A 12,349-nucleotide genomic window follows, 5' to 3' on the forward strand; every position below is an offset into this window, starting at 1 on the left:
TTTCGAGAAATTAGTGACTGCTTTTGGCTGATTAATCTTCTTTTCTTCGACCTACATATAGGCTCAATAGAATACCGCTACCTAGAAGAACAGAGATATAATCAGATTGGCTTCCAGTTTCAGGTAATTTGTCCCCATGGTTTTCTTTAACTGTAGTTGATACTACTGGGTTAGCATTTACTGGAGTTGCTGGTTGAGCCGGTGTTGGTACTACTGGTTGTTCTGGAACTGCTGGTACTGGTTTAACCGATACTTCTGGTGTTGGAACAACTGGAGTTGGTTGTACTGGCACTTCTGGTATCGGTACATTTGGTGTTGGTTGCGCTGGCACAGGTTTAACCGGTACTTCTGGTGTTGGTTGTGCTGGTACTGTTGGAATATCTAATTCTGGTACTTCAGCAACTTCTGGCATTCCTGGCACACCTCCGTTTAATTCTGGCAATTCGTAAACTGGTGGTTCTGGCATTGCAAACGTTGGTCCTTCTAGCACATTAGGTGTTGGAGGAACTGGTTTGTCATTTGATGGTGTTACTGGTTTGTCTTGGCATCCACATTTACCATCTTTGCCGTCTTTACCGTCTTTGCCATCACGTCCATCGCGACCATCGCGACCATCTTTACCGTCTTTAACAACTGTTTTTGTCACAGTTCCGTCAGAATTGATGATTGTGATTGTATGACTACCATTTCCATTATCTTCAACAGAAACTTTTGGTGATTTACCATCTTTACCGTCTTTAATCACCATTTCTGTCTTACTTCCATCTGGATTAATGATTGTAACAACGTGAGTTCCATCGTTATTATTTTTAACAGTTACAGTTGGTGAAACGCCATCTTTACCGTCTTTACCATCTTTGATAATAGATTTGTATTCACGACCATCAGAATCAACGATTGTTAAGGTGTGAGTGCCATCTCCGTTATCAACGATGTTCGCTTTTGGTGATTTACCATCAAAGATTGTAGTTGTCGTTTCTTTACCATCAGCACCTGTCACCTTAATAGTGTGCGAACCGTTGTTGTTATCAATAATTTCAAGTTTTGGTTCTTTACCATCACGAACTGTGGTTGTAGTAGTTGTACCGTCTGAGTTCACAACTGTGATCGTGTGAGTGCCATCTCCGTTATCCACAACCTTAGCAGTTGGTGATTTACCGTCACGAACTGTGGTTTCAGAAACAGTACCATTACCGTTTTCTACACGAATTGTGTAAGTACCATCATGGTTATCAGTAACAGTGGCTACTGGTGATTTACCATCTTTAACGATGGTTTCAGTAGTAGTTCCATCACCATTTAGAACTGAAATCTTATGTGTTCCATTTTGTTCATCAGTTATAGTAACTTTTGGTGATTTACCATCACGAACTATGGTTTCAGTTGTCACACCTTCTGGATTTGTAATAACGATTGTATGACTTCCATCCCCATTATCACGAACAGATGCGGTTGGAGTACGTCCGTCAACACCATCACGTCCATTTTTCACAACAAACTCATTCTTAGTTCCATCTGGGTTAGTGATTGTTACTGTGTGACTTCCGTCTGGATTTTCTCTTGTTGTAGCTGAAGCAGCTTTACCATCTTTACCATCTTTGATAATAGCATTTGTAATATTACCTTCTCCATCTGTCACTTTAACAGTGTGAGTTCCATCGTTATTATCTGTTACTTCAACTTTTGGAGTCTTGCCGTCTTTACCGTTTTTAACAACTGTTTCTTTAGAAGTTCCATCTGGATTTGTTACAGTAATTGTATGGCTTCCATCTGGATTTTCAGTTGTGGTGATAGTAGCTGTTTTACCATCCTTACCATCTTTAACTTTAGTAGTTGATTCAGAGCCATCTCCATTTCGAACGGTAATAGAGTGTGTTCCATCTCCGTTATCTGTTACAGTAACAACTGGTGATTTGCCATCTGCACCATTTTCACCTTTATCACCTTTTAGCCCATCTAAAACTGTGGCAAGTGGTTTTGTAGAATCCAATGGTTGACCTGGACGTTCTGGATCTTCCACAAAAATTTTAGTTTCATTACCTTCTTTTTTAGCAATTAGAGATTTTCCATCTTTACCATTTTTTACATTTACAGTAACAGGATCTTTTCCTGGTGTTGTAATTGTAATATCTGTACTATGTCCATCTGTTCCTGGTTTAGCTGTAACTTCTGGTGTATCTCCTTTTGCTCCTTGAGGTCCTCTTATATTGCCAGTCTTGTTCCATGCTCCGTTTTGTTTTCTATAGACATCTCCTGTTGAACTATCAATATAAGTATCTCCATTTTTTCCATCTTTTGGATTTGGTGCAATATTTCCACTTAAAAGTTCAGATCCATTACGTCCGTCTCTACCACTAGCACCATTTTCTCCATTAACTCCGTTCAATACATCACGTTCACTGATTAACTCATCTACTCCAGGATCGTAATGATTATTTCCATTATTATCAAAATAAACTGTAACATGAGTACCATCTGCGTTATCAGAAGATGTTGCTCTAGAATTAGGATGTCCTGATACTTCATCCGGGTTATTTCCTACACTTCTTCTTGCTCTTCTAAAGGAATCTTCTCCATTAATATATGGTTGTAAATCAATTTTAGGAGTTCGTCCATTGTTACCATTATGTCCATCTAGACCATCTCTAACTGTAAATGTTACTGGTTCTTTTCCTGGTGTTGTAATGGTTACAACTGTACTATGTCCATCTGCTCCACGTTGAGTTGTAACTGTAGGTGTTTGTCCATTTTGACCATTCGCTCCAGTTTCACCTTTAGCTCCATCATGAACAAATACTGTAGTCGGTTGTGACCCATCGTGATTATCGACAGTAATCTCTACTCCCTTATGATCAACTTCTTCCTTACGAGCAGCAGTTACAGTTGGTGATTTTCCGTCTACCCCATCTCTAATTACTGCAAGAGGTCTGTCAGGGGTTAATGGTTGACCTGGATTTGCTGGATCTTCTTGATAAACTTTTGTTTCTTTGCCTTCTTTAACAGTGAGCAATGACTTACCATCACGTCCGTCAGCACCTTTAGCTCCATCTTTAATCATTTCTGATCCTAGAAGTTCATCAGTTCCTGGTGTGTATTTACCATCATTGTTTTCATCAGTATAGAAGGTAACAATTGTATGAGATGGATTTCCATTTTTGCCTTCAACACGAAGTAAATCAACTTTTGGAGTTTTGCCGTTTAACCCATTTTCACCATTCTTCACATTTACAGTAACTGGATCTTTTCCTGGAACAGTGAATGTAATGTCAGAACTATGTCCATCTTTTCCTGGTGTTACAGTTACTTCAGGAGTTTTTCCATCTTCACCTTTCTCTCCGTCTTTAACGATGGATGTTTGAACGAGGGTATCAGTTCCTTCTGTGTAATTACCATCGCCATCTTTGTCAATGTAGAAGGTTAGAGTAATTTGTTTTTTAGCTTCATCACGTTCTGCTTTGACTTTTGGTGTTTGGCCGTCTACTCCGTTTTTAACGATTGTTGTAAGGGCTGGACGTCCTTCTGGTTGAGTGATAGTGATGGTGTGTGTGCCATCATGGTTGTCTGTTAGGGTTACTTCTGGTGTGAAGCCATCACGACCATTTTCTCCCTTGTCACCTTTTGGACCTTTGATGTTGCCTGCTTGTTCCCAAGTATTGTTCTTCTTAACGAAGACATCTCCTGTGGCAGTATTAACGAAGCTATCGCCATCTTTACCGTCTCTTGGTGTTGGATCTACTTTGCCATTTAGAACTTCTTTACCATCACGTCCTGCTTGACCTGCTGCTCCGTCTTGACCGTCTTTAACGATGGATGTTTGAACGAGCGTATCTGTACCTTCTGTATAGTTTCCATCGCCATCTTTGTCAATGTAGAAGGTTAGAGTAGTTTGTTTTTTGGTTTCATCACGTTCTGCTTTGACTTTTGGTGTTTGTCCGTCTACTCCGTTTTTAATTGTTGTTGTGACAGCTGGTCTGCCTTCTGGTTGTGTAACTGTAATCGTATGACTACCATCATGGTTGTCTGTAACACTTACCTCTGGTGTGAAGCCGTCTTTTCCATTTTCACCTTTATCCCCTTTTGGTCCTTTAATGTTTCCTACTTGTTCCCAAGTGTTGTTTTTCTTAACGAAGACATCTCCTGTGGCAGTATTAACAAAGCTGTCTCCATCTTTTCCGTCTCTTGGTTGTGGATCTACTTTTCCGTTTAATACTTCTTTACCATCACGTCCTGCTTGTCCAGCTGCTCCGTCTTGGCCGTCTTTAACGATGGATGTTTGAACGAGCGTATCTGTGCCTTCTGTATAGTTTCCATCGCCATCTTTGTCAATGTAGAAGGTTAGAGTAGTTTGTTTTTTGGCTTCATCACGAACAGCTTTGACTTTTGGTGTTTGGCCATTTTCTCCATTTTTAACGATTGTTGTAAGAGCTGGACGTCCTTCTGGTTGGGTGATAGTAATGGTGTGTGTGCCATCATGGTTGTCTGTCACTGTTACTTCTGGTGTGAAGCCATCACGACCATTTTCTCCCTTGTCACCTTTAGGACCTTTGATGTTGCCTGCTTGTTCCCAAGTATTGTTCTTCTTAACGAAGACATCTCCTGTGGCAGTATTAACAAAGCTGTCTCCATCTTTTCCGTCTCTTGGTTGTGGATCTACTTTTCCGTTTAATACTTCTTTACCATCACGTCCTGCTTGTCCAGCTGCTCCGTCTTGGCCGTCTTTAACGATGGATGTTTGAACGAGCGTATCTGTGCCTTCTGTGTAATTACCATCGCCATCTTTGTCAATGTAGAAGGTTAGAGTAGTTTGTTTTTTGGCTTCATCACGAACAGCTTTGACTTTTGGTGTTTGGCCGTCTACTCCGTTTTTAACGATTGTTGTGACAGCTGGGCGACCTTCTGGCTGCGTAATGATAATCGTATGGCTACCATCATGATTATCTGTCACTGTTACTTCTGGTGTGAAACCATCACGACCATTTTCTCCCTTGTCACCTTTTGGACCTTTGATGTTGCCTGCTTGTTCCCAAGTATTGTTCTTCTTGACGAAGACATCTCCTGTGGCAGTATTAACGAAGCTGTCTCCATCTTTTCCGTCTCTTGGTGTTGGATCTACTGTTCCGTTTAATACTTCTTTACCATCACGTCCTGCTTGACCTGCTGCTCCGTCTTTGACAATTGATGTTTGAATGAGCGTATCAGTTCCTTCTGTGTAATTACCATCGCCATCTTTGTCAATGTAGAAGGTTAGAGTAGTTTGTTTTTTAGCTTCATCACGAACAGCTTTGACTTTTGGTGTTTGGCCGTCTACTCCGTTTTTAACGATTGTTGTGACAGCTGGGCGACCTTCTGGTTGAGTGATAGTGATGGTGTGTGTGCCATCATGGTTGTCTGTCACTGTTACTTCTGGTGTGAAGCCATCACGACCATTTTCTCCCTTGTCACCTTTTGGACCTTTGATGTTGCCTGCTTGTTCCCAAGTATTGTTCTTCTTAACGAAGACATCTCCTGTGGCAGTATTAACGAAGCTATCGCCATCTTTACCGTCTCTTGGTGTTGGATCTACTTTGCCATTTAGAACTTCTTTACCATCACGTCCTGCTTGACCTGCTGCTCCGTCTTGACCGTCTTTAACGATGGATGTTTGAACGAGCGTATCAGTTCCTTCTGTGTAATTACCATCGCCATCTTTGTCAATGTAGAAGGTTAATGTTGTTTGTTTTTTAGCTTCATCACGAACAGCTTTGACTTTTGGTGTTTGGCCGTCTACTCCGTTTTTAACGATTGTTGTAAGGGCTGGGCGACCTTCTGGTTGAGTGATAGTGATGGTGTGTGTGCCATCATGGTTGTCTGTTAGGGTTACTTCTGGTGTGAAGCCATCATGACCATTTTCTCCCTTGTCACCTTTAGGACCTTTGATGTTGCCTGCTTGTTCCCAAGTATTGTTCTTCTTAACGAAGACATCTCCTGTGGCAGTATTTACGAAGCTATCGCCATCTTTTCCGTCTCTTGGTGTTGGATCTACTTTTCCGTTTAATACTTCTTTACCATCACGTCCAGCTGCTCCATCTTGGCCGTCTTTTACAATTGATGTTTGAACGAGGGTATCAGTTCCTTCTGTATAGTTTCCATCGCCATCTTTGTCAATGTAGAAGGTTAGAGTAGTTTGTTTCTTGACTTCATCACGTTCTGCTTTAACTTTTGGTGTTTGGCCGTCTACTCCATTTTTAACGATTGTTGTAAGAGCTGGACGACCTTCTGGTTGAGTGATAGTGATGGTGTGTGTGCCATCATGGTTGTCTGTCACTGTTACTTCTGGTGTGAAGCCGTCTTTTCCGTTTTCACCTTTATCCCCTTTTGGTCCTTTGATGTTGCCAATTTGGTTCCAGTTTCCGCCTTCTTTCTTATAAACATCACCTGTAGTTGCATCGATATAAGTATCACCATCTTTACCATCATTTGCTGTTGGGGCATTAGGTCCACTTAATAATTCAGCACCATTACGACCATCTGTACCAGAAGCTCCATCTGCACCATTACGTCCATTTGTACCATTCAAGATATCACTTGTACCAATTAATTCATCCACACCTGGATCGTATTTACCATTACCATTGTTATCATAGTATGCTGTAATACGAGTACCCTCTACTGGTTGTGGTGCTGGTGCTGTAGATGGGGCGTCTGCTAATGCTCTTCTTACTCTTCCGCTTCTTTGATTATTCAGTCTTACTGCTGCTTCTGCTAAGGCATTTAAGTCAATAGTTGGTGTACGTCCATCTTTTCCGTCTTTTACATTAACAGTTACAGGTTCTTCACCAGGAATAGTAAATGTAATATCAGTACTACGGCCGTCTGCTCCACGAGCAGTTGTGATTTTTGGAGTTTTTCCGTCACGTCCCGTTGCTCCTGTTTCACCACGGTCTCCACGTTCTCCTTTTTCACCTTGCGCTCCAGTTAGACCACGTTCGCCTTGGTCCCCTTTTTCACCTTTAGCACCATCTGCAATGACAACTTCTTTTAGTTTTGTATCGTCTGCATCAAATTCGTTGTTATCATTTTGGTCATAATAGAAGATAACGGTCGTTGTTTTATCTGCTTCATTTCGTTGAGTCGCAACTAATGGACTTGCGCCATCGAAACCATCTCTTACAACAGTACTTGTAACATTACCTCTACCGTCGTTAATAGTAATAGTGTGAGTACCGTCTTCTTTATTATCTTTAACGGTTACGGTTGGAGTTACACCGTCACGACCTGCCTGACCTTGGGCTCCTGTTAGACCGCGTTCGCCTCGGTCCCCTTTTTCACCTTTAGCACCTTGGGCTCCTGTTAGACCGCGTTCGCCTCGATCTCCTTTTTCACCTTTAGCACCTTTAGCTCCAGTGAGACCACGTTCGCCTCGGTCTCCTTTTTCACCTTTAGCTCCAGTGAGACCACGTTCGCCTCGGTCTCCTTTTTCACCTTTAGCTCCAGTGAGACCGCGTTCGCCTTGGTCTCCTTTTTCACCTTTAGCTCCAGTGAGACCGCGTTCGCCTTGGTCTCCTTTTTCACCTTTAGCTCCAGTTAAACCGCGTTCACCTCGGTCTCCTTTTTCACCTTTAGCTCCAGTGAGACCACGTTCGCCTTGGTCTCCTTTTTCACCTTTGGCTCCTGTTAAACCACGTTCGCCTTGGTTCCCTTTTTCACCTTGGGCTCCATCTTTAATAGCGATTCTTTGAACAAGTTCATCTACACCTTCTGTATAAACCCCGTTGCCATCGTTATCAAGATAGAAAGTAAGATTATTTGTATCACCGATTTTATTTTGATCAACACGTGGTTTTACTGTATCGATTAGCTCTTTAGCAACACCAATTTGCAGAATACGTGGCTTAGCTTCTTTAGTGACACTATTACTAATTGGCAATCCTAGAATTGTTTCGTTACCAAATCGATGGACTTTATAGGTAATTTGACGTTGTCCTTTTTCACCTTCTCTGACTAATCTAGTTTGGCCTTCTGGCAACTTACTTGTTGGAAGATAGACAGTTTGGAAATCAATGTCTTCTGTAACAGCCTTGTTACTAGAACCACCATTTGGATTGGCATCCAAGTATAGTGGGTTTGCTCTATAATAATAGTTAGAGTTACTGTATGGATCATTGCTAGTAGCAGCACCGCCACCACCTTGATCCACGTTAAAAGTAACAGGTTTCAAACGGACAGACAAATCACCATTTGGATTGTTGATTGGCAAACTGAATCTGATTGTCTGTTGCATACTTGTTTCAGTAGCAGAGGTCATAGTATATCCTGAGTGAGATACAAAGTTGGCACCCTGTCTAATAGGTTTTGATTGCTCTCTTAATCTTGGAGTTGTGATAGTTGCATTTGAAGGATTTCCAAATCCATCCCCTTTATCCAAGATAAAGTTATTATTAACAAATTCACCTGGACCAGAATATTGAATTGTGAAATTCAATCTATTACCTTGACGTACTGTTGTTACATCGTAATGAATTGAATTACCACCACGTGCGTTCCCATAGCCGCGGAAACTATAACTACGACCAGCTTGACTAATATCTGCAAATGCAACTGTATTTCCAGAACCTGAGACAATTGGGTTGACTGGATTGCTCGCTGCTCTAAAACCACTATGCCCCTTCTCCAAGTCTTCCTTACGAATAGCTGGATTTTGGCGAGCATCAGAAAGGCTTAAACCTGGTTTCAAGATTTCATTAGTTGTTTTTGGAGCTGAAGACGCTTCAACTATAGCAGCTCTGCTAGTTGGCAAAACAACACTATCAAGAGCGGAACGATTAGTTGTAGGAGCTTGCTTAGTTTCTTCTTCTGCTTCATCTGCATTAGCTTTCTTCGCTACAGAAGTTTCTGATACAGTTCCTTTATCGGAGTTAGAACGGAGTTCCAGTCCAATGACAGCTGATTGAATAGATGACTCTGCTGCTAATAATTCAGCTTCAGTTGCATCTGCTTTCCCAAGCAAACTTTGACCAGCTTGGATACTTGCTTTCAAGTTTGCAGCACTAGCTTCTGTATATAATTTTGCTTCTAATTTTTTTGCACGCGAAAGAGCCGTTAACAATTTTGATTTATCAACTGCACTTTGATGAGAAATTTCCTCTTTTTCCACTTTAGGCTCTTCAACATTTTCTACAGCTGCCTTAACAACTTCAGATTTAGCTGGAGTCACCTCTACTGGATTAACAACAGTTGGAGCTGGGTAGGTAGTTTCTTTCTTAGATGTAGAAACTTCTACTGGTTTAGTAGCTTCTGCTATCTTATCAACAGAAACACTGTTAGTAACTTCTGCATAATGTTCATCTGCTTGTACTGTTTGGGCCTTGGCTCCTGCTCCTAGGACTAAGGCTGTCCCGAGCAAGACACTAGCTGCCCCAAAGTGATACTTGCGAATAGAGAAACGTTGTTGCATTTTATACCAATCAAATGATTTTCTCTGTACCTGTTTCATATTCTTTACCTCAATATAATTTTATACTATACAATTTACATCTATTTTTTATATAATTCAATATAGTTTTACAAATTAACATATAGTATTTTTTCCCTCAAGATTCATTTAAATTGTTCTAATCAAAGTGAATTTACTGACAAAAAAATGATTCTCATATTTTGGTACAAATGGTACAGAAAAATAATATAGAGGTAAAAATGTAATCGCAAAATCAATACAAATATTCCATTAATATTTAATTGCCTTCCTATATTCGATTCATAAATATTGTTTTAAGATCAAATCGGATTATTCTCCATCTTAACAATATCAATATTAGCATTTTTATTATAGACTATGATATAATGAGCTTAGGAGGATAGAACCCTATGAGATCTCTATTATCTACAAAAGAACAACGACAATTGCGACTACTTGAAATACTCATTCAGAAACGAGATTGGATACGTCTAAACGAATTAGCACAGACTTTAGAATGCACTGAGCGTATCCTGAAAAATGACTTAAACGAACTACGAACAGCATTCCCAACCTTCAAAATCCAATCTTCTATCAATGGCATTATGCTAAATCTAGATACAGCGGCAAGTATAGAAGATATTTATATTTATTTCCTCAGTCATTCCCAATCTTTTCAGTTATTAGAATATATGTTTTTTAACGAAGGATTGCCTATTTACCGAACTGTAGAAAAACTGCATTCTAGTAATGCCAATCTTTATCGTTTAGGAAATCGAATCACCACCATTCTCTCGAAACAATTCCAAATTGAACTGTCTTTTACTCCAACATCCCTGAATGGAAATGAAATCGATATTCGCTATTTTTATGCCCAATACTTTTCAGAGCGGTATTATTTTCTAGACTGGCCTTTCCCAGATATTTCTGAAAAAGTCATAACAGAGTTCGCTGACTACTTCTATAAATCCACAAATTACCCAATGCGATTTGCAATCTATAGAATGTATAAGCTGATGCTCGCAATTAGTATTCATCGAGTAAAAAATGGACATTTCATTGATTTACCGAATCATTTTTACCAAGACTACTATCCTGTTTTAATGAATTTACCAGATTTTGAGGACAAGCTTGCATACTTCTCTCAACAATTTGGACTGGAAATGACTCCAGATATTGTGGCCCAAATTTTCATTTCCTTTCTTCAAAATGATATTTTTCTAGATCCACAGCAATTCTTTGATTCTCTAAATAAAAATGAGGAATCTCGCTATTCTTATCAGTTATTAAGCCAAATTTTGGAACGATTATCTAAAGCATTTAATATTAAATTTGCTAATCATGATGAGCTCATTTGGCACCTACACAATACAGCTTATTTTGAAAGACAGGAAACCTTTTCAACACCACTCTTATTTGAGCAAAAGGGAATTACACTAGAAAAGTTCAAGGTCTATTTCCCAGACTTTATGGAAAGTGCTCGTCAAGAACTGGCTCAATATCGGCAAGCAATCGGGCAACATGATTATCCTGAACAATTAGAGCACTTGATTTACACCCTCTTCACCCATGCAGAAAATATCACTACTCAATTATTAGCCAATCGACCACCTATCAAGGTTTTGATTATCAGTAACTTTGACCATGCCCTATCCCTCACCTTAATGGATATGCTTTCCTATTACTGTAATAATCGCTTTACCTTCGATATTTGGGATCAATTGGAAACAAGTCCTGAAATTTTAAATCAGACAGATTATGACATCATCGTGTCTAATTTCTATATTCCTGGCATCACTAAAAAGTTTATTTGCCGAAACCATCTGTCAATCATGGATTTGGTCAATCATCTTAATACTTTATCAAATGAGATTCATTTGTCCAACTCTTTATAAGCTAGAAAAAACTCAGCAATACTTTTCCTTGCTGAGTTTTCTTCTTTTATCCTTATTTTATACCTTCTTTACAAAAACCAATTCCTGTGGCTGGGACAGGTCTTCTCTGTAGACAAATCCTGCAAAGCTTAAGAGGCGAGCTTCCTCCACCGTCTGTACTTGATTTTCTATCAGGGCCGTTAGGAAGGCTCCACGCGCTTTCTTGGAAATGGTTGAATGAATCTTCAGCTGACCACCCTTGTCCTCCATGAATTTGAAGGTTACCATCTTTTCTCTGATTTCCTTAGAAAATACAGTCTCAAATTCTGATGACAAGAGGGAGAAAATTAGGTCTTCACCATTCATAGCCTCATCATAGGCTGCCTTCCAATGGCTCTTCAAAGTCTTACCAGCGACTTTTAACTTCATCAAAAAGTCCAAACGGTGAGGGGCCATAGGTGACAAGGCTGGAATGACACCGTACAAAGCCGAGGTGATGAAGACATGATTTTCAAGATAGGCTTGTTCTGCCTCTGTCAATTTATCTCGCTTGATATGGCGGTACATGAGCCCATCAAAAAGTTTCAAGGCTGGGTAGTGTTGAGCAGTTTGTGTTTTCAAAGCTTGGATATGTTGAAATTCTTCCGCCGCCTTATCGACTGATACCTTATAAAAACTCTCCAATTGACTAGCAGAATAGAGAGCTAAGGCATCCAGAACGGCCTGACTTTCTGGTCTTAAAGGAGTTGTCTCGATACTCGGCAAGTCTGTGTTCATTTCTTTTGCTGTTGGGATTAAAATTTTCATATTAATAGTGTAGCATATTTTTTTGCCGCTACCAAGGAATTCATCTGAAAAGAGACTGGGGAAAAGTCTTAAACCTCAGAAAAAACGCATCCTATTAGGTGTTCAAAACTCTAATACGATGCGCTTTATCATGCAAGGATCTACTATATTTCTCCTCAAATTGAGGTTCTATATCATAGTAGCTCTGCTCATCCACCGATTCAATTTTTAATCCTCGATCAATTTATAAAAATCA

The 12,349-nt window shown here is 40.0% G+C and carries 2 protein-coding genes and 2 pseudogenes; 1 reads left to right on the forward strand and 3 read right to left on the reverse strand.

Going from position 1 to position 12,349, the window contains the following annotated elements:
• Positions 1-31: 31 nt before the first annotated feature.
• A pseudogene (locus SK629_RS11005) lies at positions 32-7,240 on the reverse strand (LPXTG cell wall anchor domain-containing protein); the annotation flags it as partial.
• Positions 7,241-7,906: 666 nt separating this feature from the next.
• Positions 7,907-9,472 (reverse strand): annotated as a pseudogene (locus SK629_RS13010) (YSIRK-type signal peptide-containing protein); the annotation flags it as partial.
• 371 nt (positions 9,473-9,843) lie between these two features.
• Between SK629_RS13010 and SK629_RS07780 the strand changes: the two are divergent.
• A complete protein-coding gene (locus SK629_RS07780) occupies positions 9,844-11,328 on the forward strand; it encodes a M protein trans-acting positive regulator PRD domain-containing protein (protein ID WP_042901333.1) in 1,485 nt (494 codons plus the stop codon).
• A 57-nt stretch (positions 11,329-11,385) separates the two neighbouring features.
• Here SK629_RS07780 and yaaA read toward each other — a convergent pair whose 3' ends face one another.
• The gene (yaaA, locus tag SK629_RS07785; RefSeq protein WP_042901334.1) at positions 11,386-12,114 is read right to left on the reverse strand and encodes a peroxide stress protein YaaA; all 729 of its coding nucleotides are present in this window, start codon (positions 12,112-12,114) and stop codon (positions 11,386-11,388) included.
• Between the last annotated feature and the right edge of the window lie 235 nt (positions 12,115-12,349).

It is taken from the genome of Streptococcus mitis (genome assembly GCF_000722695.1).
GTDB lineage: Bacteria > Bacillota > Bacilli > Lactobacillales > Streptococcaceae > Streptococcus > Streptococcus mitis_O.